This is a genomic window from Pseudomonas sp. BT76 TE3572, assembly GCF_050435365.1.
Taxonomy (GTDB): Bacteria; Pseudomonadota; Gammaproteobacteria; order Pseudomonadales; family Pseudomonadaceae; genus Aquipseudomonas; species Aquipseudomonas fluorescens_W.
On sequence record NZ_JBNDKE010000001.1, the window covers coordinates 3,137,114 to 3,162,682 of the forward strand.

Genomic DNA, 25,569 nt, shown 5'->3' on the forward strand with positions numbered 1-25,569 from the left:
CTATTAACGTCTTTCCACTACGGTTTCAAAGATCTCAGAAAAGCTTCCGGCCTTTGTTCGCCGCAATACGCATGCGCAAGGCGTTGAGCTTGATGAAGCCCGCCGCGTCGGCCTGGTTGTAGGCGCCGCCATCTTCTTCGAAGGTCGCGATGTTGGCATCGAACAACGATTCGTCGGACTTGCGACCGGTGACGATCACGTTGCCCTTGTACAGCTTCAGGCGCACAACGCCGTTCACGTGGGCCTGGGATGCATCGATCATCTGTTGCAGCATCAGACGCTCAGGGCTCCACCAGTAACCGGTGTAGATCAGGCTGGCGTATTTAGGCATCAGCTCGTCTTTGAGGTGAGCCACTTCGCGGTCCAGGGTGATCGATTCGATCGCACGGTGGGCGCGCAGCATGATGGTGCCGCCTGGGGTTTCGTAGCAGCCACGGGACTTCATGCCCACGTAACGGTTCTCGACGATGTCGAGACGGCCGATACCGTGTTCGCCACCGATACGGTTCAGGGTCGCCAGCACGGTAGCCGGGGTCATTTCGACGCCGTCCAGTGCGACGATGTCGCCGTTGCGGTAAGTCAGTTCCAGGTATTGCGCTTTATCTGGAGCCTTCTCCGGGGAGACGGTCCATTTCCACATGTCTTCTTCGTGCTCGGTCCAGGTGTCTTCCAGCACGCCGCCTTCATAGGAGATGTGCAGCAGGTTGGCATCCATCGAGTACGGGGATTTTTTCTTGCCGTGACGCTCGATCGGGATGTTGTGCTTTTCAGCATAATCCATCAGCTTTTCACGGGAGAGCAGATCCCATTCGCGCCACGGAGCGATCACTTTCACGCCTGGCTTCAAGGCGTAGGCGCCCAGCTCGAAACGAACCTGGTCGTTGCCCTTGCCGGTAGCGCCGTGGGAAATGGCGTCAGCACCGGTTTCGTTGGCGATTTCGATCAAGCGCTTGGCGATCAACGGACGAGCGATGGAAGTACCCAGCAGGTACTCGCCTTCGTAAACGGTGTTGGCGCGGAACATCGGGAAAACGAAATCGCGCACGAATTCTTCGCGCAAGTCGTCGATGTAGATCTCTTTCACGCCCATGGCCTGTGCCTTGGCGCGTGCAGGTTCGACCTCTTCGCCCTGACCCAGGTCAGCGGTGAAGGTCACGACTTCACAGTTATAAGTATCCTGCAGCCACTTGAGGATCACCGAAGTGTCCAGGCCGCCGGAATACGCCAGAACGACCTTGTTTACGTCCGCCATGCCATCACTCCACGGGGTTCTACGGAAAGCCGTCAAGTCTACCGCTCATGCAGGATAATTTACAGAGGCGCGACAGCTTATGACGACGAAGCGACAGATTATGTCGAGTGAGCGACGATAACAGCGGGTTCAGGAGGTCGACGCGGCCCTCGCCGATACAGTGGCCTGAGGGGCCGGCGTTTCGGTGGGCGCAACGCGCGCGAGGTGCACATTGACCCGACGGTTCTTCGCCCGGTTGGCGGAATTGGTATTGGGCGCCAATGGATAACGCTCGCCGTGAAAGCGCACGGTGATCTGCGATTCCTGAATGCCGTTGGCCTTGAAGAACTCCATGACGGCCAGGGCTCGACGCCGCGACAGATCACGATTGGTCAGGCGGTTGCCGCTGTTGTCGGAGTGGCCATCGAGTTCGATGTGGTTGACCGTCGGGTCGGCCTTCATGAATTCCAGCATCACTTGCAATTGTGCCTTGGCCTGCGCGTCGAGATCGATGCCTTCGCCGGGGAAGCCGATCTGCGATTGTTTAACCTGCTCGAAATTCTTCGGCAGCAGCTTCGCCACGCAGCCCTGATAGTCGTTGAAGGCCTGGCTGAACTTGACCGGCAACAGGCGCACTTCCGACACCCGGCCATCGCCAGAGTAATGTCGAACGACCGGACTGCGGCCATCCATCAGGCCACTGATCAAGCGGCCGGCCTGAACTTGCGAACTGTTGAACAACACATTGCCGCTGCCGATCCGCACAGAACCGAGGTTGATGTCACCACGCCCCGGCTGCCACGGTGCAGCCGCCGCCAACAAGGTGGCCGAACCGCCGCCGATCATCGCGTTGTAGGCCTTCAGACGAAACGTCGCTTGCTCGCCAGCGCGACGCACGAACTCACCCGAACCGAAATCAGTGATCGGTTGGCTCAGGCGGCACTCGAACTTGTCCCCTTCGACCTTCCACTCGATGCTCTCCAGACGGGTCTGGAAAGTGAGCGCCATCGCAGGAAGGCTGGCAAACACGCTGAGCAAGGCTAAATAACGCTGGCGCACGGGAGGCTCCACTGGCTTCTACAACAAAAAGACCGACACACAGATGTTTACGGCATACCTGTTGGATATCGGAAGCTTGCTGCAAAACTTGATAGCGAGTGCCTGGAAGAGTCTTTTCCGGTAGCATTCCCCTCAGTTTGACCCGCCTGGAATCCCCTCATGTCCGACCGCCTGACCCTGCTGCGTCCCGACGACTGGCATATTCATCTTCGCGATGGTGCTGTGTTGCCCAATACAGTCGCGGATGTCGCGCGCACCTTTGGTCGCGCCATCATCATGCCCAACCTGGTACCTCCGGTGCGTAACACCGCTGAAGCCGACGGCTATCGCCAGCGGATTCTCGCTGCACGCCCGGCTGGCAGCCGCTTCGAACCGTTGATGGTGCTGTACCTGACCGACCGCACCCAGCCCGAAGAAATTCGCGAGGCCAAGGCCAGCGGCTTCATTCACGCCGCCAAGCTGTACCCGGCCGGCGCGACCACCAACTCGGACTCTGGCGTCACCAGCATCGACAAGATTTTCCCTGCACTTGAGGCCATGGCCGAAGTCGGGATGCCCTTGCTGGTTCACGGTGAAGTCACCCGTGGCGATGTCGACGTGTTCGATCGCGAAAAAATCTTTATCGATGAGCACATGCGTCGTGTGGTCGAGCGCTTCCCGACGCTCAAAGTGGTGTTCGAACACATCACCACCGCTGATGCCGTGCAGTTCGTCAACGAGGCTTCGGCCAACGTTGGCGCGACCATCACCGCGCATCATCTGCTGTACAACCGCAACCACATGTTGGTGGGCGGGATTCGGCCGCACTTCTATTGCCTGCCGATCCTCAAGCGCAACACCCATCAGGAAGCCCTGCTCGACGCCGCCACCAGCGGCAGCGACAAGTTCTTCCTGGGCACCGACTCGGCGCCTCACGCCCAGCACGCCAAAGAAGCCGCTTGCGGCTGTGCCGGTTGCTACACCGCTTATGCAGCGATCGAGATGTATGCCGAAGCCTTCGAACAGCGCAACGCGCTGGACAAGCTCGAAGCCTTCGCCAGCCTCAACGGCCCGCGTTTCTACGGCCTGCCGGTGAACACCGATCGCATCACCTTGGTCCGCGAAGAGTGGACCGCCCCAACCAGCCTGCCATTTGGCGAGCTGACTGTAATCCCGCTGCGCGCCGGTGAAAAACTGCGCTGGCGCCTGCTGGAGGAACACGCGTGAGTGAAGACCATTTCGACGACGAACAGGACGGTCAAGGCGGCGGAGGTGGTTCGCGCCACCCAATGGCTGAGCGCTTCCGTGGATACCTGCCAGTTGTTGTCGACGTTGAAACCGGTGGTTTCAACTCTGCCACTGACGCCTTGCTGGAAATTGCTGCAACTACCATCGGCATGGACGAAAAAGGGTTTGTGTACCCCGATCACACCTACTTCTTTCGTGTAGAGCCTTTTGAAGGCGCGAACATCGAAGCGGCCGCTCTGGAATTCACCGGGATCAAACTCGATCACCCGCTGCGCATGGCAGTGAGTGAAGAAGCAGCGCTGACCGACATCTTCCGCGGCATCCGCAAGGCCCTGAAAGCCAACGGTTGCAAACGGGCAATTCTGGTCGGGCACAACAGCAGCTTCGATCTGGGCTTTCTTAACGCCGCTGTCGCGCGCCTGGACATGAAACGCAACCCGTTCCATCCGTTCTCGAGCTTCGATACGGCAACCCTGGCCGGTCTGGCTTACGGCCAGACCGTACTGGCCAAAGCTTGTCAGGCCGCCGATATCGACTTCGACGGTCGTGAGGCCCACTCGGCTCGCTACGACACCGAGAAGACGGCAGAGCTGTTCTGCGGCATCGTCAATCGCTGGAAACAAATGGGCGGCTGGGAAGATTTCAACGACTGATCTGTCGCTGATTAATCCCGCGCATAAAAAAACCGGCCACTGAGGCCGGTTTTTTTATGCCTGACGCTTGGGCTTACAGCGCCGCAGCGTGCTCGGTCAGGTAAGCAGCAACGCCTTCTGGAGAAGCGTTCATGCCCTTGTCGCCTTTTTTCCAGTTGGCAGGGCAAACTTCGCCGTGCTCTTCGTGGAATTGCAGAGCGTCGACCAGACGAATCAGCTCTTCCATGTTACGGCCCAGCGGCAGGTCGTTGATGATCTGCGAGCGGACAACGCCTTTGTCGTCGATCAGGAACGCGCCACGGAATGCAACGCCGTCAGCGGACTGAACGTCGTAGGCCTTCATGACTTCCTGCTTGATGTCGGCAGCCATGGTGTAGCGAACCTGGCCGATACCGCCATTGTTCACCGGGGTGTTGCGCCAGGCGTTGTGGGTGAAGTGCGAGTCGATCGAAACGGCGATCACTTCAACGTTGCGTGCCTTGAAGTCAGACATGCGGTTGTCCAGAGCGATCAGCTCGGACGGGCAAACGAAGGTGAAGTCCAGTGGGTAGAAGAACACCAGGCCGTATTTGCCTTTGATGGCCGACGACAGGGTGAAGCTGTCTACGATTTCGCCATTGCCGAGTACGGCCGGTACGGTGAAGTCTGGGGCTTGTTTGCCTACGAGTACGCTCATTGAATATCTCCTGGTCTATTAACGTGAAGAACTGGGTTCGCATCAGCCTGCCACCCTCAGGCGACAGCCCTGTGACACGACCCCCTTCGCAAGGACCGACCATCATACACGGCGTTTTTGAGCTGTCCTTAACGGATTTTCAACGTCACGGTGAAATTGCCGTCTGCGACGATGCTGGCAGATTGCCGGTCTGAAACCGTTCGTCAGTGACCCGCGCTTATAACGCGAAGCTTTCAGAAAGCACTTTGACAATCATTCTCGTTAACATTAAGATCCATCGCAATTGAGTCACAACCAGCGACGGTTTTCACTTATGTATGTCTGCCTCTGCACTGGCGTCACCGACGGTCAAATCCGCGATGCAATCTATGAAGGTTGCTGCAGCTACAAAGAAGTCCGTCAGGCCACCGGCGTAGCCAGCCAATGCGGCAAATGCGCCTGCCTTGCCAAGGAAGTGGTTCGCGAAACCCTGACCAAATTGCAATCGGCCCAGGCCGCGATTCCTTACCCTGTAGAATTTACTGCTGCGTAAATACCGTATTTCAAAGAACCGGACTTAATGTCCGGTTTTTTTATGTCTGAAAATCAAACGCTTACGCTCTAGACGCGGAACACAAACATTCTTATTCCGATTAATTTTCATTTAAGTTTCAATAACTTAGGTTTGACACTCTTAGTTGTGCGGCTCAAACTCTGCCTTATAGACAGCTACTTAGGGCAGGACCCCACCATGAAAGGCGACGTTACAGTCATCCAGCATCTCAACAAGATCCTTGCCAATGAACTGGTCGCGATCAATCAATACTTCCTGCATGCACGCATGTACGAAGATTGGGGCCTGAACAAGCTCGGCAAGCACGAATACCACGAATCCATCGACGAGATGAAGCACGCGGACAAGCTGATCAAGCGCATCCTGTTCCTTGAAGGCCTGCCGAACGTCCAGGACCTGGGCAAGCTGCAGATCGGCGAACACACCCAGGAAATGCTTGAGTGCGACCTGCGTATCGAACGCACCGGTCATGCCGATCTCAAAGTGGCTATCGCTCATTGCGAAACCGTTGGCGACTTTGGTAGCCGCGAATTGCTTGAAGATATTCTTGAATCCGAAGAAGAACATATCGACTGGCTGGAAACCCAACTGGGCCTGATCGATAAAGTCGGTCTTGAGAACTATCTGCAATCGCAGATGGGCGAAGAGTAAGTTAGCGCCCGCTAAATTCGAGATAACAAAAAGCCCCGCGCTCTTTTAAAGAGGCGGGGCTTTTTTATTGCCTACAGAGCCCGAATCAAGCTTCGGTCTTGTTGGCAGCAGCCGCTTCGACAGCAGCCTTGATGGTGGCCTGCAACGAACCGTCAGCAGCCATCTCGGTCATGATGTCGCTACCGCCGACCAGCTCACCGCCCACCCACAGTTGCGGGAAGGTTGGCCAGTTGGCGTATTTTGGCAGGTTGGCGCGGATTTCCGGGTTCTGCAGGATGTCCACGTACGCAAACTTTTCACCACATGCCATCACGGCCTGCGCGGCTTTCGCGGAGAAGCCACACTGCGGGGCATTCGGCGAACCTTTCATGTAAAGCAGAATGGTGTTGTTAGCAATCTGCTCTTTAATCGTTTCGATGATATCCATGGAGCACCTCGGCTGAACTTTCCGACTCAGGGGTCGGCACGGTGGCGCATTGTAACGGAAACCCGAGCACCCTGCTCGGTCTCCCCGACAGACTTGATCAAGCCGCCGCCACGGTCACTGGTACACCGTTCAACGCGGCATTGCCCGACAACTCATCGAGCTGACACTCGTCGGTCAAGTCATTGGCGCTGGAGCCCGGCTGACCACTGGCAATGGTCATCTGCACGCCCGGCCGCGCATGGCCCCAACCGTGAGGAAGACTGACCACACCTTTCATCATATCCAGACTGCCAAGCACTTCAACTTCAATCACACCGACCCGCGAACTGACCCGCACGCGCTGCCCGTCGTTGAGCCCACGGCTGGACAGGTCATCCGGGTGCATCAGCAATTGATGGCGCGGTTTGCCCTTCACCAGACGGTGATAGTTGTGCATCCACGAGTTGTTGCTGCGAACATGACGGCGGCCAATCATCAGCAACTCATCGGCCGCGGGTGCTTGCAAGGCTGCAAAGCGCGCCAGGTCGGCAAGGATCACTGGTGGCGCAGCCTGGACGCGCTGGTTGGCGGTTTTCAGGCGTGGCGCCAGATTGGATTTCAGCGCCCCGAGATCGACACCATGCGGGTGATCGAACAAGGTCGCCAGCGACAATTTCTGTTCCGAAGCATCGCCATACAACCCCATCCGCAAGCCACGGTCGATCATCTGCGCTGGCGGGATCGTCGGTTTCAGTTCCTTGCCGGTCTTCGCAGCAAAGGCCTTGGCCAGCCCGACGAAAATCTCCCAGTCATGCAACGCACCTTCGGGCTTGCCCAGGATCGCGCGGTTGAACCGAGTGACGTTACGCACCGCGAACATGTTGAATGTGGTGTCGTAGTGATCGTTTTCCAGGGCCGATGTGGACGGCAGGATCAGGTCGGCATAGCGCGTGGTTTCATTGATGTACAGGTCGATGCTGACCATGAACTCCAAACCGTCCAGGGCCTGTTCCAGTTGTCGGCCATTGGGCGTCGACAGTACCGGATTACCCGCCACGGTAATCAGCGCGCGAACCTGCCCTTCCCCTTCGGTAAGCATCTCTTCGGCCAGCGCCGAGACCGGCAGTTCTCCACCATATTCAGGACGCCCGGAGACCCGGCTCTGCCACAGATTGAAATGCCCACCTGAGGTGGAAGCCACCAGGTCCACCGCAGGTTCGGTGCACAACGCCCCTCCCACGCGATCAAGATTACCGGTGACCAGGTTGATCAGTTGCACAACCCAATGACACAAGGTGCCGAACGCCTGGGTCGAGACACCCATACGGCCGTAACAGACCGCCGTCGGCGCCGCCGCAAAGTCCCGCGCCAGTTGGCGGATCTGTTCGGCGGGCACCGCGCACAGCGGGCTCATGGCTTCGGCGGTGAAGTTCGCGACGGCTTCCCGCACGTCATCCAGACCGTCCACCGGCAAATGACTGTCTCGGGTCAGATCTTCAGCGAACAAGGTATTGAGCAGTCCGAACAACAGCGCGGCATCGCCACCGGGGCGCACGAACAGATGCTGGTCGGCAATCGCCGCGGTTTCGCTGCGGCGCGGATCGACCACCACCACTTTGCCGCCGCGGGCCTGAATGGCCTTCAAGCGCTTCTCCACATCCGGCACGGTCATGATGCTGCCGTTGGAGGCCAGCGGATTGCCGCCGAGGATCAGCATGAAATCGGTGTGATCGATGTCCGGGATCGGCAACAGCAAACCGTGGCCGTACATCAAATGGCTGGTCAGGTGATGGGGCAACTGATCGACCGAGGTCGCGGAAAACCGGTTGCGGGTTTTCAACAGGCCGAGAAAGTAATTGCTGTGGGTCATCAGCCCATAGTTGTGCACGCTGGGGTTGCCTTGATAGACCGCCACCGCGTTTTGCCCATGACGCTCCTGAATCGCCGCCAGACGTTCGGCTACAAGGCTGAAGGCGTCTTCCCACTCGATGGGTTGCCATTCGCTGCCGACCCGCAGCATCGGCTGACGCAGACGATCCGGATCGTTCTGAATATCTTGCAGGGCGACGGCCTTGGGGCAGATGTGCCCGCGGCTGAATGTATCCTGAGCGTCACCCTTGATCGACGTGATCTGCACCGCGCCGTCGGCCTCGGTGGTTTCGATGGTCAGGCCGCAGATGGCTTCACACAAGTGGCACGCACGGTGATGGAGAGTCTTGGTCATGGCCAGTCTCTGTCTTGTTCTGGGCGGGCGATATCGGCCGCGGGAACAAAACTATGGCGCCTGATCCACGGCTGCGCCAGCGACGTTCGTCTTGTGAATCGGCGGCCATCAGGCCAGCCGATGACCGCTGGGGATCAGTTCGGCGGCAGTCTCGGCGGCGCCTGCAACTGGATCTCCTGGATGGTTTCGATCTGCTCTTGAGCGACATGAACACCGGTGAGTTCGCCGATCAGCCGCCAGTGCTCGTCGAGCCCGGTGCTGATGGTTGCCATGCGGTCGATCATCCGCCGGCCGGCGGCCTTGGTCACGTCGTCTTCACTGCGCATCAACTCGAAGGACATCGAGGTCATGGACGCGGTGAGATGGGTCAACGAGCGAGCCGTGAGGCCGAGTAATTCCATTAACTGTCGTTCTTTCGATTCCATTCCGAAGGCTTCCTGCGTCGTTCGTACGTTAGTTATAACCCGCCACTTTGCATTAGCAAATGTTTCAGACCAGACACACCCCGCCATCCTGAGTACAAATGTTTCGAATGACAGGTCAGAAACCGACCGTTGCTACGCCTTCCCCGCCCCGTTTGATTGCAAAGCCCCGCGACCCCAGTGTACAAATGACAGGCTGCTGTCAGGAAACAGGCTTCAAAAGCGCTACTGCGGTCATCCCGTAGCCCCTCTGAAATCCCCTAAAAACCGTAGCCCTATTGGTAAGACGCGACATTTAATTATAAGATCGCGCCTTCCCCTATTTCGTCGCCCCGTGCGGCTTACGCCGCAGGTCTCGCCCGTTTTTCAGTTAAACAAGGCTTTGAGTATCTGCGGTCTGTTGCAAAAAGGTAGTCAATGATGAGCGCAAGGCACTTTCTCTCCCTGATGGATTGCACGCCCGAAGAGCTGGTCAGCGTGATCCGTCGAGGCGTTGAGCTCAAAGACCTGCGTAACCGCGGCGTACTGTTCGAGCCTCTGAAAAACCGCGTGCTCGGGATGATTTTCGAGAAGTCCTCGACCCGCACCCGTATTTCGTTCGAAGCCGGCATGATCCAGCTCGGTGGCCAGGCGATCTTCCTGTCGCCGCGCGACACCCAACTGGGCCGTGGCGAGCCGATCGGCGACGCCGCCATTGTCATGTCGAGCATGCTCGATGCGGTGATGATCCGTACGTTTTCCCACAGCACACTGACTGAGTTCGCCGCCAACTCCCGTGTGCCGCTGATCAACGGCCTGTCCGATGACCTGCACCCGTGCCAGTTGCTGGCCGACATGCAGACGTTCCTCGAACACCGCGGCTCGATCCAGGGCAAAACCGTGGCCTGGATCGGCGACGGCAACAACATGTGCAACAGCTATATAGAAGCGGCGATCCAGTTCGACTTCCAGTTGCGCGTCGCGTGCCCGGAAGGCTTTGAACCCAACCCTGAATTTGTGGCCAAGGCCGGCGATCGGGTCACCATCGTCCGCGATCCGAAGGAGGCCGTACGCGGCGCCCACCTGGTCAGCACCGACGTCTGGACCTCCATGGGCCAGGAAGAGGAAACCGCCAAGCGCCTGAAGCTGTTCGCGCCATTCCAGGTCAACCGCGCCCTGCTCGACCTGGCCGCACCGGACGTGCTGTTCATGCACTGCCTGCCGGCCCACCGTGGCGAGGAAATCAGCGTCGACCTGCTCGATGACCCGCGCTCCGTCGCATGGGATCAAGCCGAAAACCGTCTTCACGCACAAAAGGCCCTGCTCGAGTTTCTCGTCGAACCGGCGTACCACCACGCATGAGCCATCCATTACTGCTGAACCTGCGCAACCTCGCCTGCGGCTACCAAGACCAGCGCGTCGTGCAGAACCTCAACCTGCATTTGAATGCCGGCGACATCGGTTGCCTGCTGGGCTCTTCGGGTTGCGGCAAAACCACCACGCTGCGGGCGATTGCCGGTTTCGAACCGGTACACGAAGGTGAAATCCAGTTGGCGGGCGAGACCATCTCCCGCGCCGGTTTCACCCTTGCTCCGGAGAAACGCCGGATCGGCATGGTGTTCCAGGATTACGCACTGTTTCCGCACTTGAGCGTGGCCGAGAACATCGCCTTCGGGATCCGCAAGCATCCGCAAAAGGATCGCGTCACCGAAGAGTTGCTGGAACTGGTCAACCTGAAAAACCTCGGCAAACGCTTCCCGCATGAGCTGTCCGGTGGTCAACAGCAGCGCGTCGCACTGGCCCGCGCGTTGGCGCCGGAACCTCAACTGCTGCTGCTCGACGAACCCTTTTCCAACCTTGATGGCGAGCTGCGACGCAAGCTCAGCCATGAGGTGCGCGATATCCTCAAGGCCCGTGGCACCAGCGCGATTCTGGTGACCCACGACCAGGAAGAGGCCTTCGCGGTGAGTGACCACGTGGGGGTTTTCAAGGAGGGTCGCCTGGAGCAGTGGGACACGCCTTACAACCTGTATCACGAACCGCTGACGCCGTTTGTGGCCAGCTTCATTGGCCAGGGTTATTTCATCCGCGGTCAGCTGAGCAGCCCCGAGTCGGTGCAGACCGAACTGGGTGAGTTACGCGGTAATCGTGCCTACACCTGGCCGGTTGGCGGTGCGGTGGATGTATTGCTGCGTCCGGACGATATCGTTTATGCACCAGACAGCACGTTGAAGGCGCGGATTGTCGGCAAGTCTTTCCAGGGTGCGTCCACGTTGTATCGCTTGCAGTTGCCGACCGGCGCGCAGCTGGAATCGATTTTCCCAAGCCATGCCGATCATCAGGTGGGTTCAGAGGTCGGCATTCGTGTCGCGGCTGAACACCTGGTGCTGTTTCAGGCGTCGGGCAGTACGGCGGCGCAGATTCCGGTCGTAGAATCCGGTGTCCGCCGCTATAGCAGCGCCCACTAAGCACACGCAATAAAATGTGGGAGCTAGCTTGCTCCCACATTGGGTGTTCGTTTAACTGAGCATTAGCGTGCCGCTTGCAACGAGCGTCGCATTCCCGCCGATTTTCACCCGATCCCCTTCCAGCCGACAGAACAACTCCCCGCCTCGAGCTGAGCGCTGGCAAGCCGTCAGGCTTGACTTGCCCAAACGTTTCGACCAGTACGGAATCAGGCTGCAATGGGTGGAACCCGTCACCGGGTCTTCGTTGATGCCGATCGCCGGTGCGAAGTAGCGGGAAACAAAATCATGCTGGCTGCCCCTGGCTGTGACAATTGCTCCTGGCCACGGCAGTTTCGCCAATGCCGCCATGTCCGGCTGACATTCGAGCACCGCCTGCTCGGATTCCAGCACCACGAACAACTCGTTAGCCCCCAGCACATCAACCGCTTCCACACCCAGCGCGCGCTCGACATCCAGGGTCACGCCCACTTCCGACGGAATGAGCGCCGGGAAATCCAGCCACAAGCGCTCACCCTCACGACTCACGCTTAGCGGGCCGGACTTGCAGATAAAGTCCAGCCGCTCGACCGGCTCTTTATAGATTTCAAACAGAACATAAGCGCTGGCCAGGGTCGCATGACCGCACAATGGCACTTCGGTGGTCGGGGTAAACCAGCGGATGCGCCAGCCCTGCCCTTCGCGCACCACGAAAGCAGTTTCGGCGAGGTTGTGCTCGGCGGCGATCTTCTGCATCAACTCATCGGCAAGCCAGGCATCGAGGCGATAGACCATCGCCGGGTTGCCACTGAACGGCCGATCACTGAACGCATCGACCTGATGAAACTCAAGCTGCATAACCTTCTCCCTTTGTCAGGTCACGGAGCATGAAGCTCCCGGCAACCCGGCACCAGTAACAGAGTCTTTACATTTCCACCATACAGCGCCAGACCGGGAGCCCTCGTCAGGCGCGGCCGATATCAGCGAATTTCGCTTGGGTATGTTCGGCCAGCACCGCGGGTGCCAATTCGACTTCCAGCCCACGCCGCCCCGCGCTGACAAAAATGCTGGCAAAGGGCTGAGCCGAATTATCGATAAAGGTGCGCAAGCGCTTTTTCTGTCCCAGCGGGCTGATCCCGCCCAACAGGTAGCCGGTGGATCGTTGCGCAGCGGCAGGATCGGCCATTTCGACTTTTTTCACGCCCGCAGCATGCGCCAGGCCTTTCAAGTCCAGACTTCCGACGACCGGCACCACGGCCACCAACAATTCACCTTTTTCGCTGGCCGCCAGCAAGGTCTTGAACACCTGCGCCGGATCCAGTCCCAGCTTCTCCGCGGCCTCCAGCCCGTAGGACGCTGCCTTCGGATCATGTTCGTAACTGTGCACGCGATGTTCGGCACGAACTTTTTTCAACAAATCCAATGCGGGGGTCATGACAGCTCCAGGCTTGGCGGCAGAAGAAAAATACTGCGCTGGATTCTAGGCCATTGATCGACAAATGGCTCTATTGCGGCGCTATTTCAAAGGCTTGGCGGCGCCTTATGCCGTTCGTCCACCTTCAGCCTGACGCGTGAACGATGCGGTCATTCATGTGACTAATAGTTCGATTGTGACTGACGGTTCACTTTCGACCTTTGACAGCAGCGTTTCTTGTCTATATTTTTTCGAATCTGAATACTGTACGAATGTTCCTATCGCAGCACCCAGCAGTAGGCCGAGAACAGGATGGGGATCCTGCCTCGGTGAAAATCGCGCTTTGTCCCTGAGGAAAAAGCGCCAGACAACAACAAAAACGAGGTTTTCAATGACAACTGCTTTACAACAACCGTCGCTCTCAAGCCAATGCATGGCCGAATTTTTGGGCACTGCGCTGCTGATATTTTTTGGTACAGGTTGTGTTGCCGCGCTCAAGGTCGCGGGTGCCAGCTTCGGCCTTTGGGAAATCAGCATCATCTGGGGGGTCGGCGTGAGCATGGCGATCTACTTGACCGCCGGCGTTTCCGGGGCTCATCTCAATCCCGCCGTCAGCATTGCCCTGAGCATTTTCGCTGACTTCGAAAAGCGCAAACTGCCGTTCTATATTCTCGCCCAGATCGCTGGTGCCTTCTGTGGAGCGTTGTTGGTTTACACGCTGTACAGCAACTTATTCTTCGATTACGAACAAACTCACCATATGGTTCGTGGTACTCAGGCCAGCCTCGAATTGGCGTCGGTGTTCTCCACCTTCCCCAACCCGGCCCTGACCACGGCACAAGCCTTCCTGGTTGAGGTGATCATCACCGCCATCCTGATGGGCGTGATCATGTCCCTGACCGACGACAACAATGGCTTGCCAAAGGGTCCGCTCGCTCCGCTGCTGATCGGCCTGCTGATTGCCGTGATTGGCAGTTCAATGGGGCCGCTGACCGGTTTTGCGATGAACCCGGCGCGCGACTTCGGTCCTAAACTGATGACTTTCTTCGCTGGCTGGGGTGAAATTTCCTTCACCGGCGGGCGCGATATCCCGTATTTCCTGATTCCGATTTTTGCACCGATTGTCGGTGCCTGCCTCGGTGCTGCAGCTTATCGCGGGCTGATTGCCCGTCATCTGCCCAGCGCCCTGACTGCTACACAGGACGCTGCACCGGCCATTGACGGCAAACCAAGAACTTCTTGATACCGTTGGCGTGTGATCCTGCCCATCAGATCACGCGCCGGACCTCACTCCCTTTTTTCGTCCAAGGCAATCGACATGACCGACACTCAGAATAAGAACTACATCATTGCCCTCGATCAGGGTACGACCAGCTCCCGCGCGATCATTTTCGACCGCGACGCGAACGTGGTCTGCACCGCCCAGCGCGAATTCGCACAGCATTACCCGCAAGCCGGTTGGGTCGAACACGACCCGATGGAAATCTTCGCGACCCAAAGCGCCGTGATGGTCGAGGCCCTGGCTCAAGCCGGCCTGCATCACGACCAGGTCGCCGCCATCGGCATCACCAACCAGCGCGAAACCACCGTGGTCTGGGACAAGACCACAGGCCGCCCGATCTACAACGCGATCGTCTGGCAGTGCCGCCGCAGCACCGAGATCTGCCAGCAGCTCAAGCGCGACGGTCACGAGCAATACATCAGCGACACCACCGGCCTGGTTACCGACCCGTACTTCTCCGGCACCAAGCTCAAGTGGATCCTCGACAACGTCGAAGGCAGCCGCGAACGTGCGCGCAAAGGCGAACTGTTGTTCGGCACCATCGACAGCTGGCTGATCTGGAAATTTACCGGCGGCAAAGTGCACGTCACCGACTACACCAACGCCTCGCGCACCATGCTCTTCAACATCCACACGCTGGAGTGGGACGCGAAGATGCTGGAGGTGCTGGATATTCCGCGCGAGATGCTGCCGGAAGTTAAATCCTCGTCCGAAATCTACGGCCACACCAAAAGCGGCATCGCCATCGGCGGTATCGCGGGTGACCAGCAAGCAGCCCTTTTCGGCCAGATGTGCGTTGAGCCAGGCCAGGCGAAAAACACCTACGGCACCGGCTGCTTCCTGCTGATGAACACCGGCGACAAAGCGGTGAAGTCCAAGCACGGCATGTTGACCACCATCGCCTGCGGCCCGCGCGGCGAAGTGGCTTACGCGCTGGAAGGTGCTGTGTTCAACGGCGGTTCGACTGTTCAGTGGCTGCGTGACGAACTGAAGATCATCAACGACGCCCACGACACCGAATACTTCGCCAACAAGGTCAAGGACAGCAACGGCGTGTACCTGGTGCCAGCCTTTACCGGCCTGGGCGCACCGTACTGGGACCCGTATGCCCGCGGTGCATTGTTTGGCCTGACTCGCGGCGTACGCGTGGATCACATCATTCGTGCAGCCCTGGAGTCGATTGCCTACCAGACCCGCGACGTTCTGGACGCGATGCAACAGGATTCCGGCGAACGCTTGAAATCCCTGCGTGTGGACGGCGGCGCAGTCGCGAACAACTTCCTGATGCAGTTTCAGGCCGACATCCTCGGCACTCAGGTCGAGCGTCCGCAAATGCGCGAAACCACTGCACTGGGCGCCGCTTACCTGGCCGGTCTGGCGTGTGGCTTCTGGGGCAGCCTGGATGAGTTGCGCGGCAAGGCTGTGATCGAGCGCGAATTCGAACCGACCCTGGACGAAACCGCGAAGGAAAAACTCTACGCCGGCTGGAAAAAAGCCGTCAGCCGCACCCGCGACTGGGAACCGCATGAAGGCGCTGAATAAGCCAAGCTGAGTACTCGTAACTGGTAGGGAGCAGATTCCTGCGGCATCATGGGCAAATTTTGCACGGCAGCCCAAAGGAAGCCCCATGAATCTGCCTCCCCGTCAGCAGCAAATCCTCGAACTGGTCCGCGAACGCGGCTATGTCAGCATCGAGGAAATGGCTACGCTGTTCGTCGTTACACCGCAAACCATCCGCCGCGACATCAATCAGCTCGCGGAAGCTAATTTGTTGCGTCGCTACCATGGCGGCGCAGCCTACGATTCCAGTGTCGAAAACACCGCCTACGCCATGCGTGCCGATCAGATGCGCGATGAAAAGCAGCGTATCGGTGAAGCCATTGCGGCTCAAATCCCCGATCACGCCTCGCTGTTCATCAATATCGGCACCACCACCGAATCCATCGCCCGGGCGTTGCTCAATCACAATCACCTGAAGATCATCACCAACAACCTGCATGTGGCTTCGATGCTCAGCGCCAAGGACGACTTCGATGTCCTGCTGACCGGTGGCAACGTGCGGCGTGACGGCGGCGTGGTCGGTCAGGCCAGCGTCGACTTCATTAACCAGTTCAAGGTTGATTTCGCCCTGGTCGGCATCAGCGGTATCGATGAAGACGGCAGTCTGCTGGACTTCGACTATCAGGAAGTTCGGGTGTCCCAGGCGATCATCGCCAATGCCCGACAGGTCATCCTCGCGGCTGACTCCAGCAAATTCGGGCGCAACGCCATGATTCGCCTGGGGCCGATCAGCCTGATTGATTGCCTGGTCACCGATCAGCAGCCTGTGCCGGCGTTGGCGCAGTTGTTGAGTCAGCACAAGATTCGGCTGGAAGTGGTTTAATCCTTTCCAAACAGCGCGCTCCCTTGTGGCGAGGGAGCTTGCTCCCGCTCGGCTGCGCAGCAGACGCAAATCAGACGATGTGTTCTTCCTGAAAAACCGCGCTCGCCGGTTTTAGGGCTGCTTCGCAGCCCAGCGGGAGCAAGCTCCCTCGCCACAAAAGCACTCAAATCGCACTTTTAATGTTCGCAAATTTTCCTTTGACGGCCCTTCGATCAGTATTTTCAATCGAAGTTAACTGGCTGTGGGCGACTTTATGGGCTACCATTTTCGCAAATGAACATTAATGTTCGAATTCCAATACAGAAAATCATAAAAGCCCGAGGCTAGCCGATGCCCACTTCTACCTTGCCTACGCCCCCTCTCGCTGAGATCTACGATATCGCCGTTATCGGTGGCGGGATCAATGGCGTGGGGATCGCAGCGGATGCCGCCGGTCGCGGTCTTTCGGTGTTTCTTTGTGAGAAAGACGACCTGGCCAGCCACACCTCGTCAGCCAGCAGCAAGCTGATCCACGGTGGCCTGCGCTACCTTGAACATTACGAATTCCGTCTGGTGCGCGAAGCCCTGGCCGAACGCGAAGTGCTGTTGGCCAAGGCCCCACACATCGTCAAGCAGATGCGCTTCGTGCTGCCACATCGCCCACACCTGCGTCCGGCCTGGATGATCCGCGCCGGTCTGTTCCTTTATGACCACCTCGGCAAGCGGGAAAAACTAGAAGGCTCGAAAAGCCTGAAGTTCGGCCCGGACAGCCCGCTGAAAAGCGAAATAACCAAAGGCTTCGAATACTCCGATTGCTGGGTCGACGATGCTCGTCTGGTGGTCCTGAACGCCATGGCCGCCCGCGAAAACGGCGCCCACGTTCACACCCAGACCCGTTGCGTCAGCGCCCGTCGCACCAAGGGCATGTGGCACCTGCATCTGGAACGCGCCGATGGCAGTCTGTTTTCGATCCGCGCCAAGGCACTGGTAAACGCCGCCGGCCCTTGGGTCGCCAAGTTCATTCGTGACGACCTGAAGATGGAATCGCCGTACGGCATCCGCCTGATTCAGGGCAGCCACCTGATCGTTCCGAAATTGTACGAAGGCGAACACGCGCACATTCTGCAAAACGAAGATCAGCGCATCGTGTTCACCATTCCGTACTTGAACCACTTCACCCTGATCGGCACCACCGACCGCGAGTACACCGGGGATCCGGCTGCCGTTGCGATCACTGAAGGTGAAACCGATTACCTGTTGAAAGTGGTCAACTCCCATTTCAAGAAACGCATCAGCCGCGACGATATCCTGCACAGCTATTCCGGTGTTCGCCCGCTGTGCAACGACGAATCCGACAACCCGTCGGCTGTCACTCGCGACTACACCCTGGCGCTGTCGGGCACCGGCGAAGAAGCGCCGCTGTTGTCGGTGTTCGGCGGCAAGCTGACCACCTACCGCAAACTGGCCGAGTCGGCGCTGGCGCAACTGGCTCCGTACTTCAAAGACATCAAGCCGAGCTGGACCGCCAGCGCTACCCTGCCGGGCGGCGAAGACATGACCACCCCGCAAGCCTTGTGCGCCTTGATCCGTGACAAGTACGACTGGGTGCCGACCGAAATCGCCCGCCGCTGGTCCACCACCTACGGCAGCCGCACCTGGCGCATGCTGGAAGGCGTGCAGAATCTCAGTGATATGGGCGAACACATCGGCGGCGGGCTCTACACCCGTGAAGTCGATTACCTGTGCAGCGAAGAGTGGGCGACCACCGTGCACGACATCCTGTGGCGCCGCAGCAAGCTGGGGCTGTTCACCACCCCGGTGGAACAGGAAAAACTCAAGGATTACCTGAACAAGGTCGAACAGAACCGCAGCAAGATCGAAGCGGCCTGATCGCAAATCCGGTTAAACGAAAGCCCCTGAATCGAGAGATTCAGGGGCTTTTCGCATGCTGCCAGACACTAAACATCCCCTGTGGAATCGTCGCACCGCCGCTCCCACAGGGGGATTTCGGCGCCCTCGGGATTTCATTCGGTTTTCCGAACGCGACTTGCCGGTCGATTCGGTTAACCGGATTCTTCAACATCAAAAACCTCGCCACAAATATTTAATCCCCTTATAAATCAATGTATTGACCTGACTGTCCTGGCCTGGCACGAGTCATGCTCTACACTCTTGGACGAATGTCCGCTGAGCCAACCCTTCAGGAGCCGGCAAGCATTCAAAGCACAAAAAGGGCCGATGAACTGGCTCCATATAAAAACAATGTCGAGGAAAATTTGATGCGCATCGTTCCCCATCTCCTGGGCGCAGCCATTGCTGCCGCTCTGATCAGCACTCCAGTTTTCGCCGCCGAGCTCACCGGCACCCTGAAGAAGATCAAAGAGTCCGGCGTTATCACCCTCGGACATCGTGACGCTTCCATTCCGTTTTCCTACATCGCTGATGCTTCCGGCAAACCGATGGGCTACTCCCACGATATCCAGCTGAAAATCGTCGAAGCCATCAAGAAAGACCTCGACCTGCCGAACCTTCAGGTCAAATACAACCTGGTCACCTCGCAAACTCGTATCCCGCTGGTGCAGAACGGCACCGTGGACGTCGAGTGCGGCTCCACCACCAACAACGTCGAGCGTCAGCAGCAAGTTGACTTCTCCGTCGGTATCTTCGAAATCGGTACCCGCCTGCTGTCCAAGAAAGGTTCCGCGTACAAGGATTTCGACGACCTCAAAGGCAAGAACGTCGTGACCACCGCCGGCACCACGTCCGAGCGCATCCTCAAGTCGATGAACGCCGACAAACAAATGGGCATGAACGTCATCTCCGCCAAAGACCACGGCGAATCCTTCCAGATGCTGGAATCGGGCCGTGCCGTCGCGTTCATGATGGACGACGCGCTGCTGGCCGGTGAAGCGGCCAAAGCCAAGAAGGCGGATGACTGGGCCGTAACCGGCACTCCACAATCCTTCGAAATCTACGGCTGCATGGTCCGCAAGGGCGACGAGCCGTTCAAGAAAGTCGTGGATGACGCCATCGTTGCAACCTACAAGTCCGGCGAGATCAACAAGATCTACGAAAAATGGTTCATGGCGCCAATCCCGCCAAAAGGCCTGAACCTGAACTTCCCGATGAGCGACGAGCTCAAGGCCCTGATCGCCAATCCGACCGATAAAGCGGCTGACGAAAAGAAATCCTGATTTCTGACTAACCTTATCTCCTGAGAGGGCCCCTGCCCTTTCAGGGGATAGTCATTCCCTGCTGGCATTTCTGGAAACACTCGAACCGGTGGCTGTCGAGCCGCTCGTGTGTGCCTGACCGTCAAGGTTGGGCGGGAACGGAGCTTCCCCAGGCGGGCACTTGTACATCGAACGATCTGAGGGGAGACCCTAATGAATTACAACTGGGACTGGGGCGTGTTCTTCAAGTCCACCGGCGTGGGCAGCGAGACGTATCTCGACTGGTACGTCGCCGGTTTGGGCTGGACCATCGCCATCGCCGTCGTGGCCTGGATCATTGCCCTGCTGCTGGGCTCGATTCTGGGTGTCATGCGCACCGTACCGAATCGCATCGTATCGGGCATCGCGACCTGTTACGTCGAACTCTTCCGTAACGTGCCGCTGCTGGTCCAGCTGTTCATCTGGTACTTTCTGGTGCCCGATCTGCTGCCTCCGGACCTGCAAGAGTGGTACAAGCAGGATCTCAACCCAACCACCTCGGCTTACCTCAGTGTTGTCGTCTGCCTGGGCTTGTTCACCGCCGCTCGTGTTTGCGAACAAGTGCGTACCGGTATCCAGGCGCTGCCTCGCGGCCAGGAATCCGCCGCTCGCGCCATGGGCTTCAAGCTGCCGCAAATCTACTGGAACGTGCTGCTGCCCCAGGCTTACCGGATCATCATTCCGCCGCTCACCTCGGAATTCCTGAACGTGTTCAAGAACTCTTCCGTCGCGTCGCTGATCGGCCTGATGGAGTTGCTCGCGCAGACCAAACAGACCGCCGAGTTTTCCGCCAACCTGTTCGAAGCCTTCACCCTGGCAACGCTGATCTACTTCACGCTAAACATGGGCCTGATGCTGCTGATGCGCATGGTCGAGAAGAAAGTGGCCGTACCGGGTCTGATCTCCGTAGGGGGTAAATGATGGAATTCGACTTCTCGGGCATCGTCCCGTCCCTGCCGGGTTTGTGGAACGGCATGGTCATGACCCTGCAACTGATGGCACTGGGCGTGTCCGGCGGGATCATCCTCGGCACGATCCTGGCGCTGATGCGCCTGTCCCACAGCAAACTGCTGTCGAACATTGCCGGCGCCTACGTTAACTACTTCCGCTCGATTCCACTGCTGCTGGTCATCACCTGGTTCTACCTGGCGGTGCCGTTCGTACTGCGCTGGATCACCGGCGAAGACACCCCGATCGGCGCGTTTGCCTCGTGCATCGTGGCGTTCATGATGTTTGAAGCCGCGTACTTCTGCGAAATCGTCCGGGCCGGCGTACAGTCGATTTCCAAGGGCCAGATGGGTGCAGCCCAAGCCCTGGGCATGACGTATAGCCAGATGATGCGGTTGATCATCCTGCCGCAAGCGTTCCGCAAGATGACCCCGCTGCTGCTGCAACAGAGCATCATCCTGTTTCAGGACACCTCGCTGGTCTACGCGGTCGGTCTGGTGGACTTCCTCAATGCCTCGCGTGCCAGTGGCGACATCATCGGTCGCTCCAACGAGTTCCTGATCTTTGCAGGTCTCACGTACTTCACAATCAGCTTTGCCGCCTCGCTGCTGGTCAAGCGTCTGCAAAAAAGGTTTGCCGTATGATCTCTATCAAGAATGTCAACAAGTGGTATGGCGACTTCCAGGTACTGACTGACTGCAGCACCGAGGTCAAAAAAGGCGAAGTGATTGTGGTGTGCGGGCCGTCCGGTTCCGGAAAATCCACCCTGATCAAATGCGTCAATGCCCTGGAACCGTTCCAGAAAGGCGACGTGGTGGTCGATGGCACGTCCATCGCCGACCCGAAGACCGACCTGCCGAAACTGCGTTCGCGCGTTGGCATGGTGTTCCAGCATTTCGAACTGTTCCCGCACCTGACCATCACCGAAAACCTGACCATCGCGCAGATCAAGGTGTTGGGCCGCAGCAAGGAAGAAGCCACCAAGAAAGGCCTTCAACTGCTTGAGCGCGTCGGGCTGTCCGCCCATGCGCATAAGCACCCGGGCCAGCTCTCCGGTGGTCAGCAACAACGTGTGGCAATTGCCCGTGCGCTGGCGATGGACCCGATCGTCATGCTGTTCGACGAACCGACTTCGGCGCTGGACCCTGAAATGGTCAACGAAGTACTCGACGTGATGGTGCAACTGGCTCACGAAGGCATGACCATGATGTGCGTGACCCACGAAATGGGCTTCGCCCGTAAAGTGGCGGACCGGGTGATTTTCATGGACCAGGGCCGGATCATCGAAGACTGCAAGAAAGAGGAATTCTTCGGCGACATCAATGCCCGCGCCGAGCGTACGCAGCATTTCCTCGCCAAGATTCTGCAGCACTAAGACGGTACTGGCTTGCCCTTGTGGCGAGGGAGCTTGCTCCCGCTGGGTCGCGCAGCGGCCCCAAAACCTGCCAATGCATGATGTCAGACACACCGCATTGACCGGTTTTACGACTGCTTCGCAGCCGAGCGGGAGCAAGCTCCCCCGCCACAGGTTCCGCATTCGACTGGAAACCAGAGCAAGCCTGTTGCCACGCTGGTTGACCCAAGGCATCTGTGATGAAATGCGACCCCACTCTCTATCGCGCCGCGCCGCCATCACTCGCCGTGAAACCCCGTCTGATTCGCCATCTGTTCCTGCCGCCGCTGGTCATCGCCCTGATGATCGGATTGGGTTACATCGGCTTCTGGGTCAGTGAACACTACGGGATCCGCAGCCTCAGCGAGAACGGCCAGCGTCAGCTGGAACTGCACGCCCGCGCCGTCGAGAGCGAGATCAGCAAGTACACCTACCTGCCCAGCCTGCTGGAACTCGAATCCAGCGTTTCGAAGCTGTTGGCCGACCCGTCGCCGGAACACCGACAGACGGTCAATGAATACCTCGAAGGCCTGAACCGGCGCAGCCGCAGTCGGGCTATCTATGTGATGGACACCACCGGCCGTGTCATGGCCACCAGTAACTGGCGCGATGTCGACAGTTACCTGGGCGAAGACCTGTCCTTCCGCGCCTATTTCCAGAATGCCGTTCGCGGTCAGCCGGGGCGTTTCTACGGCATCGGCAGCACCAACGGCGAGCCCGGTTATTACCTGGCTCATGGCCTGGAAGAACAGGGCAAGATCATCGGTGTCGCGGTGGTCAAGGTCCGCCTCGAAGCGATGGAAGAACGCTGGCAGCGCGCGCGGCTGGAAGCGTTCGTCAGCGACGAGAACGGCATCATCATTCTTTCCAGCGATCCGGCACGGCGCCTGAAATCGGTTGTGCCGCTGAGCGACGAAACGAAAGAAAAACTCGCTCGCAGCCTTCAGTACTACTGGTTCCCGCTGAACGAACTGCAACCGCTGGCCCGGGAAAAACTGGCCGAAGGCGAGGAAAAACTCACCTTCCCCGCCAACAGCGAAGTGGAATCCGACGATGAAGACATCAGCTACCTGTCGCAAACCCGTCCGCTGAGCGACACACCATGGAATTTCACCCTGCTCACCCCCCTGCAGGATTTGCGTCGCGAAGCGATCAATCAGGGGATTCTGGTGGCGGTGGCGTTTGCCCTCGTGGCGTTCCTGCTGATCGCCTGGAACGAGCGGCGCAAGGTCATTGCCACGCGTCTGGCCGCCCGGGAAGCCTTGCAGGAAGCCAACAATCAACTGGAGCGTCGGATTACCGAACGCACCACTGATCTGCGCGCCAGCAACGAACGGCTCAAGGGCCAGATCCGCGAACGGCGTCTGGCCGAAGAGACGCTACGCCGCGCCCAGGATGAACTGGTGCAGGCCGGTAAACTCGCGGCCATCGGCCAGATGTCCACCAGCATCGCCCACGAATTGAACCAGCCATTGGCGGCGCTCCGAACCTTGTCTGGCAACACCGTACGGTTTCTGGAACGCGGTCAACTGGACGTTGCCAGCACCAACCTCAAGACCATCAACGAACTGATCGACCGCATGGGCCGGATCACCGCCAGCCTGCGTTCATTCGCTCGACGCGGCGACGACAAAGGTCAGGCCAGCCTCGGCAAAGCGGTGGATGCAGCCTTACAGTTGCTCGGTGGTCGCGTGGAAAGCACGCACCTGCAACTGCACCGAGACTTCGCCGATCTGCAGGTGCAGATCGACCAGACCCGTCTGGAGCAGATTCTGGTCAACCTGATCGGCAACGCCCTCGACGCCATGCAGGCACAGCCGCTGCCAGAACTGTGGCTCGAAGGCGAAGAGTTCGATGGTAAATATCGCCTTCGTGTACGCGACAACGGCCACGGCATCGACGCCGAAGCCCGCAAACATCTATTCGAACCGTTCTTCACCACCAAACCCGGCGAACAGGGCCTGGGCCTCGGCCTGACCCTTTCCGCCAGCCTGGCCGCCGCCACCGGCGGGCACTTGGGTGTCGAGCACCCGGCCAGCGGTGGTACCACCTTCGTCCTCAGTTTACCGTTGGTAAGCCCCACTCACGCCGAGCCAATATGAACAATGACCTTAGTGTGCTGATCGTCGAAGACGACCCCCATGTGCTGCTCGGCTGCCAACAGGCGCTGACCCTTGAAGACATTCCCTGCGAGGGCGTCGGTAGCGCCGAAGAAGCGCTGGAGCGAGTCGGCGACAACTTCGCCGGCATCGTCATCAGCGACATCCGCCTGCCGGGCATCGACGGTCTGGAATTGCTGACCCGTCTCAAGGCCCGCGATCGTAGCCTGCCGGTGGTGCTGATCACCGGTCACGGCGACATTTCCATGGCCGTCGGCGCGATGCAGAAAGGCGCCTATGACTTCATGGAGAAACCTTTCTCCCCCGAGCGTCTGGTCGATGTGGCGCGCCGTGCGCTGGAGCAACGCAGCCTCGCGCGGGAAGTCTCTTCGTTGCGCCGGCAACTGGCGGAGCGGGATTCCCTCGAAGGCCGGATCATCGGCCGCTCGCCCGCCATGCAAAACCTGCGGGAATTGATCGCCAACGTCGCCGATACGTCGGCCAACGTGCTGATCGAAGGCGAGACCGGCACCGGTAAAGAGCTGGTTGCGCGTTGCCTGCACGACTTCAGTCGGCGGCACACCAAGCAGTTCGTCGCGCTGAACTGCGGGGGTCTGCCGGAAAACCTGTTCGAAAGCGAAATCTTCGGCCATGAAGCCAACGCCTTCACGGGCGCTGGCAAACGGCGGATCGGCAAGATCGAACACGCCGACGGCGGCACGCTGTTCCTCGACGAAGTGGAAAGCATGCCGCTGCCGCTGCAGATCAAACTGCTGCGGGTATTGCAGGAACGCACCCTGGAACGTCTCGGCTCGAACCAGAGCGTGGCGGTGGATTGCCGGGTGATCGCGGCGACCAAGTCCGATCTGGATGAGTCGAGCAAGGCTGGCGAGTTTCGCAGCGACCTGTATTACCGCTTGAACGTGGTGACCCTTGAATTACCACCGCTGCGTGAACGCCGCGAAGACATCCTGCAATTGTTCGAACACTTTCTGCAGCAATCGTCCCTGCGTTTCGACCGTGCCGTGCCGGACTTGGACAACCAGACCCTGTCGAACCTGATGAGCCACGACTGGCCGGGCAACGTGCGCGAATTGCGCAACGTCGCCGAGCGTTTTGCCCTCGGTCTGCCGGCCTTCAAGAAATCCGGCGCCAGCGGCAGCAATCAGGGCCTGGCCTTCGCCGAAGCGGTAGAAGCGTTTGAACGCAACCTGCTGAGCGACGCCCTGCAGCGCAGCGGCGGCAACCTGACCCAGGCCAGCCTGGAACTCGGGATGGCCAAGACCACGCTGTTCGACAAAGTGAAGAAGTACGGGCTGAGCCACTGATGGACC

Annotated in this window: 24 protein-coding genes; 16 read left to right on the plus strand and 8 right to left on the minus strand. The window is 58.8% G+C overall.

What is annotated here, in order from left to right:
• Window positions 1-34: 34 nt before the first annotated feature.
• Together ABH912_RS14380 and ABH912_RS14385 are read right to left on the minus strand one after the other, a co-directional pair.
• Window positions 35-1,252, minus strand: a complete 1,218-nt coding sequence (locus ABH912_RS14380; protein WP_007898502.1) for an argininosuccinate synthase — start codon at window positions 1,250-1,252, stop codon at window positions 35-37.
• A 129-nt stretch (window positions 1,253-1,381) separates the two neighbouring features.
• Window positions 1,382-2,290: a flagellar protein MotY gene (locus ABH912_RS14385; protein WP_429510969.1), complete on the minus strand. Its 909-nt coding sequence runs from the start codon at window positions 2,288-2,290 to the stop codon at window positions 1,382-1,384.
• Window positions 2,291-2,449: 159 nt separating this feature from the next.
• On the opposite strand from ABH912_RS14385, the gene pyrC reads away from it, so the two are divergent.
• Window positions 2,450-3,496: a dihydroorotase gene (gene pyrC, locus ABH912_RS14390; RefSeq protein WP_033057474.1), complete on the plus strand. Its 1,047-nt coding sequence runs from the start codon at window positions 2,450-2,452 to the stop codon at window positions 3,494-3,496.
• Entirely contained in the window at window positions 3,493-4,170 is a 678-nt protein-coding gene (gene rnt / locus ABH912_RS14395) for a ribonuclease T (protein WP_033057472.1), read from the plus strand. Before pyrC ends, rnt begins: the two co-directional genes overlap by 4 nt.
• Window positions 4,171-4,243: 73 nt before the next feature.
• On the opposite strand, the gene ABH912_RS14400 is transcribed toward rnt, so the two are convergent.
• Window positions 4,244-4,846 carry a peroxiredoxin gene (locus ABH912_RS14400; RefSeq protein ID WP_033057471.1) on the minus strand — a complete coding sequence of 201 codons (603 nt, stop codon included), beginning with the start codon at window positions 4,844-4,846 and terminating at the stop codon, window positions 4,244-4,246.
• 313 nt (window positions 4,847-5,159) lie between these two features.
• Between ABH912_RS14400 and ABH912_RS14405 the strand changes: the two genes are divergently transcribed.
• Window positions 5,160-5,378 (plus strand): bacterioferritin-associated ferredoxin, encoded by a 219-nt coding sequence (locus tag ABH912_RS14405; protein ID WP_033057470.1) that lies wholly within the window; start codon window positions 5,160-5,162, stop codon window positions 5,376-5,378.
• A 198-nt stretch (window positions 5,379-5,576) separates the two neighbouring features.
• Window positions 5,577-6,050, plus strand: a complete 474-nt coding sequence (gene bfr, locus ABH912_RS14410; RefSeq protein ID WP_008155586.1) for a bacterioferritin — start codon at window positions 5,577-5,579, stop codon at window positions 6,048-6,050.
• Between the two features lie 85 nt (window positions 6,051-6,135).
• On the opposite strand, the gene grxD is transcribed toward bfr, so the two are convergent.
• From grxD to ABH912_RS14425, 3 genes are all read right to left on the minus strand, one after another.
• The gene (gene grxD / locus ABH912_RS14415) at window positions 6,136-6,477 is read right to left on the minus strand and encodes a Grx4 family monothiol glutaredoxin (RefSeq protein ID WP_033057469.1); all 342 of its coding nucleotides are present in this window, start codon (window positions 6,475-6,477) and stop codon (window positions 6,136-6,138) included.
• A gap of 97 nt (window positions 6,478-6,574) precedes the next feature.
• Window positions 6,575-8,680, minus strand: coding sequence for a molybdopterin oxidoreductase family protein (locus ABH912_RS14420; RefSeq protein ID WP_429510970.1), 2,106 nt, complete (start codon window positions 8,678-8,680; stop codon window positions 6,575-6,577).
• 134 nt (window positions 8,681-8,814) lie between these two features.
• Window positions 8,815-9,105 (minus strand): hypothetical protein, encoded by a 291-nt coding sequence (locus tag ABH912_RS14425; RefSeq protein WP_033057467.1) that lies wholly within the window; start codon window positions 9,103-9,105, stop codon window positions 8,815-8,817.
• A gap of 417 nt (window positions 9,106-9,522) precedes the next feature.
• Between ABH912_RS14425 and argF the strand changes: the two genes are divergently transcribed.
• Both argF and ABH912_RS14435 read left to right on the plus strand, forming a co-directional pair.
• Window positions 9,523-10,443 carry an ornithine carbamoyltransferase gene (argF, locus tag ABH912_RS14430; RefSeq protein ID WP_033057465.1) on the plus strand — a complete coding sequence of 307 codons (921 nt, stop codon included), beginning with the start codon at window positions 9,523-9,525 and terminating at the stop codon, window positions 10,441-10,443.
• Entirely contained in the window at window positions 10,440-11,549 is a 1,110-nt protein-coding gene (locus tag ABH912_RS14435) for an ABC transporter ATP-binding protein (RefSeq protein WP_033057464.1), read from the plus strand. The genes argF and ABH912_RS14435 overlap by 4 nt, the downstream gene beginning before the upstream one ends.
• Window positions 11,550-11,600: 51 nt before the next feature.
• Here ABH912_RS14435 and ABH912_RS14440 read toward each other — a convergent pair whose 3' ends face one another.
• On the minus strand, window positions 11,601-12,383 hold the full coding sequence (locus ABH912_RS14440; RefSeq protein ID WP_033057463.1) for a PhzF family phenazine biosynthesis protein: 783 nt from the start codon (window positions 12,381-12,383) through the stop codon (window positions 11,601-11,603).
• Between the two features lie 106 nt (window positions 12,384-12,489).
• The gene (gene ybaK, locus ABH912_RS14445; protein WP_007971306.1) at window positions 12,490-12,960 is read right to left on the minus strand and encodes a Cys-tRNA(Pro) deacylase; all 471 of its coding nucleotides are present in this window, start codon (window positions 12,958-12,960) and stop codon (window positions 12,490-12,492) included.
• A 370-nt stretch (window positions 12,961-13,330) separates the two neighbouring features.
• Between ybaK and ABH912_RS14450 the strand changes: the two genes are divergently transcribed.
• From ABH912_RS14450 to ABH912_RS14495, 10 genes are all read left to right on the plus strand, one after another.
• Window positions 13,331-14,182, plus strand: coding sequence for an MIP/aquaporin family protein (locus ABH912_RS14450; protein ID WP_033057462.1), 852 nt, complete (start codon window positions 13,331-13,333; stop codon window positions 14,180-14,182).
• Between the two features lie 75 nt (window positions 14,183-14,257).
• Complete coding sequence (gene glpK / locus ABH912_RS14455; protein WP_033057460.1) at window positions 14,258-15,763, plus strand: glycerol kinase GlpK; 1,506 nt, start codon at window positions 14,258-14,260, stop codon at window positions 15,761-15,763.
• Window positions 15,764-15,848: 85 nt separating this feature from the next.
• The gene (locus ABH912_RS14460) at window positions 15,849-16,604 is read left to right on the plus strand and encodes a DeoR/GlpR family transcriptional regulator (protein WP_007916700.1); all 756 of its coding nucleotides are present in this window, start codon (window positions 15,849-15,851) and stop codon (window positions 16,602-16,604) included.
• Window positions 16,605-16,934: 330 nt separating this feature from the next.
• Entirely contained in the window at window positions 16,935-18,473 is a 1,539-nt protein-coding gene (gene glpD, locus ABH912_RS14465; RefSeq protein WP_429510971.1) for a glycerol-3-phosphate dehydrogenase, read from the plus strand.
• Between the two features lie 389 nt (window positions 18,474-18,862).
• Entirely contained in the window at window positions 18,863-19,777 is a 915-nt protein-coding gene (locus ABH912_RS14470) for a glutamate/aspartate ABC transporter substrate-binding protein (RefSeq protein ID WP_033057458.1), read from the plus strand.
• A 192-nt stretch (window positions 19,778-19,969) separates the two neighbouring features.
• Window positions 19,970-20,716, plus strand: coding sequence for an amino acid ABC transporter permease (locus tag ABH912_RS14475; protein WP_008156468.1), 747 nt, complete (start codon window positions 19,970-19,972; stop codon window positions 20,714-20,716).
• On the plus strand, window positions 20,716-21,387 hold the full coding sequence (locus ABH912_RS14480) for an amino acid ABC transporter permease (RefSeq protein WP_033057457.1): 672 nt from the start codon (window positions 20,716-20,718) through the stop codon (window positions 21,385-21,387). Before ABH912_RS14475 ends, ABH912_RS14480 begins: the two co-directional genes overlap by 1 nt.
• On the plus strand, window positions 21,384-22,118 hold the full coding sequence (locus tag ABH912_RS14485) for an amino acid ABC transporter ATP-binding protein (RefSeq protein WP_033057456.1): 735 nt from the start codon (window positions 21,384-21,386) through the stop codon (window positions 22,116-22,118). The genes ABH912_RS14480 and ABH912_RS14485 overlap by 4 nt, the downstream gene beginning before the upstream one ends.
• Window positions 22,119-22,336: 218 nt before the next feature.
• Entirely contained in the window at window positions 22,337-24,238 is a 1,902-nt protein-coding gene (locus ABH912_RS14490; protein WP_033057455.1) for a sensor histidine kinase, read from the plus strand.
• Window positions 24,235-25,563 carry a sigma-54-dependent transcriptional regulator gene (locus ABH912_RS14495; protein WP_033057453.1) on the plus strand — a complete coding sequence of 443 codons (1,329 nt, stop codon included), beginning with the start codon at window positions 24,235-24,237 and terminating at the stop codon, window positions 25,561-25,563. Before ABH912_RS14490 ends, ABH912_RS14495 begins: the two co-directional genes overlap by 4 nt.
• Window positions 25,564-25,569: the final 6 nt, after the last annotated feature.

Excerpts from the sequence above, each read along its gene's own strand:
- pyrC (WP_033057474.1), top strand. The coding sequence starts at position 2,450 with ATGTCCGACCGCCTGACCCTGCTGCGTCCCGACGACTGGCATATTCAT.
- ABH912_RS14485 (WP_033057456.1), top strand. The coding sequence starts at position 21,384 with ATGATCTCTATCAAGAATGTCAACAAGTGGTATGGCGACTTCCAGGTA.
- ABH912_RS14460 (WP_007916700.1), top strand. The coding sequence starts at position 15,849 with ATGAATCTGCCTCCCCGTCAGCAGCAAATCCTCGAACTGGTCCGCGAA.
- ABH912_RS14475 (WP_008156468.1), top strand. The coding sequence starts at position 19,970 with ATGAATTACAACTGGGACTGGGGCGTGTTCTTCAAGTCCACCGGCGTG.
- ABH912_RS14480 (WP_033057457.1), top strand. The coding sequence starts at position 20,716 with ATGGAATTCGACTTCTCGGGCATCGTCCCGTCCCTGCCGGGTTTGTGG.
- ABH912_RS14380 (WP_007898502.1), bottom strand. The coding sequence starts at position 1,252 with ATGGCGGACGTAAACAAGGTCGTTCTGGCGTATTCCGGCGGCCTGGAC.
- ABH912_RS14440 (WP_033057463.1), bottom strand. The coding sequence starts at position 12,383 with ATGCAGCTTGAGTTTCATCAGGTCGATGCGTTCAGTGATCGGCCGTTC.
- glpK (WP_033057460.1), top strand. The coding sequence starts at position 14,258 with ATGACCGACACTCAGAATAAGAACTACATCATTGCCCTCGATCAGGGT.
- ABH912_RS14425 (WP_033057467.1), bottom strand. The coding sequence starts at position 9,105 with ATGGAATCGAAAGAACGACAGTTAATGGAATTACTCGGCCTCACGGCT.
- ABH912_RS14495 (WP_033057453.1), top strand. The coding sequence starts at position 24,235 with ATGAACAATGACCTTAGTGTGCTGATCGTCGAAGACGACCCCCATGTG.
- grxD (WP_033057469.1), bottom strand. The coding sequence starts at position 6,477 with ATGGATATCATCGAAACGATTAAAGAGCAGATTGCTAACAACACCATT.
- glpD (WP_429510971.1), top strand. The coding sequence starts at position 16,935 with ATGCCCACTTCTACCTTGCCTACGCCCCCTCTCGCTGAGATCTACGAT.
- ABH912_RS14400 (WP_033057471.1), bottom strand. The coding sequence starts at position 4,846 with ATGAGCGTACTCGTAGGCAAACAAGCCCCAGACTTCACCGTACCGGCC.
- bfr (WP_008155586.1), top strand. The coding sequence starts at position 5,577 with ATGAAAGGCGACGTTACAGTCATCCAGCATCTCAACAAGATCCTTGCC.
- ABH912_RS14405 (WP_033057470.1), top strand. The coding sequence starts at position 5,160 with ATGTATGTCTGCCTCTGCACTGGCGTCACCGACGGTCAAATCCGCGAT.
- argF (WP_033057465.1), top strand. The coding sequence starts at position 9,523 with ATGAGCGCAAGGCACTTTCTCTCCCTGATGGATTGCACGCCCGAAGAG.
- ABH912_RS14435 (WP_033057464.1), top strand. The coding sequence starts at position 10,440 with ATGAGCCATCCATTACTGCTGAACCTGCGCAACCTCGCCTGCGGCTAC.
- ybaK (WP_007971306.1), bottom strand. The coding sequence starts at position 12,960 with ATGACCCCCGCATTGGATTTGTTGAAAAAAGTTCGTGCCGAACATCGC.
- ABH912_RS14490 (WP_033057455.1), top strand. The coding sequence starts at position 22,337 with ATGAAATGCGACCCCACTCTCTATCGCGCCGCGCCGCCATCACTCGCC.
- ABH912_RS14450 (WP_033057462.1), top strand. The coding sequence starts at position 13,331 with ATGACAACTGCTTTACAACAACCGTCGCTCTCAAGCCAATGCATGGCC.
- ABH912_RS14420 (WP_429510970.1), bottom strand. The coding sequence starts at position 8,680 with ATGACCAAGACTCTCCATCACCGTGCGTGCCACTTGTGTGAAGCCATC.
- ABH912_RS14470 (WP_033057458.1), top strand. The coding sequence starts at position 18,863 with ATGCGCATCGTTCCCCATCTCCTGGGCGCAGCCATTGCTGCCGCTCTG.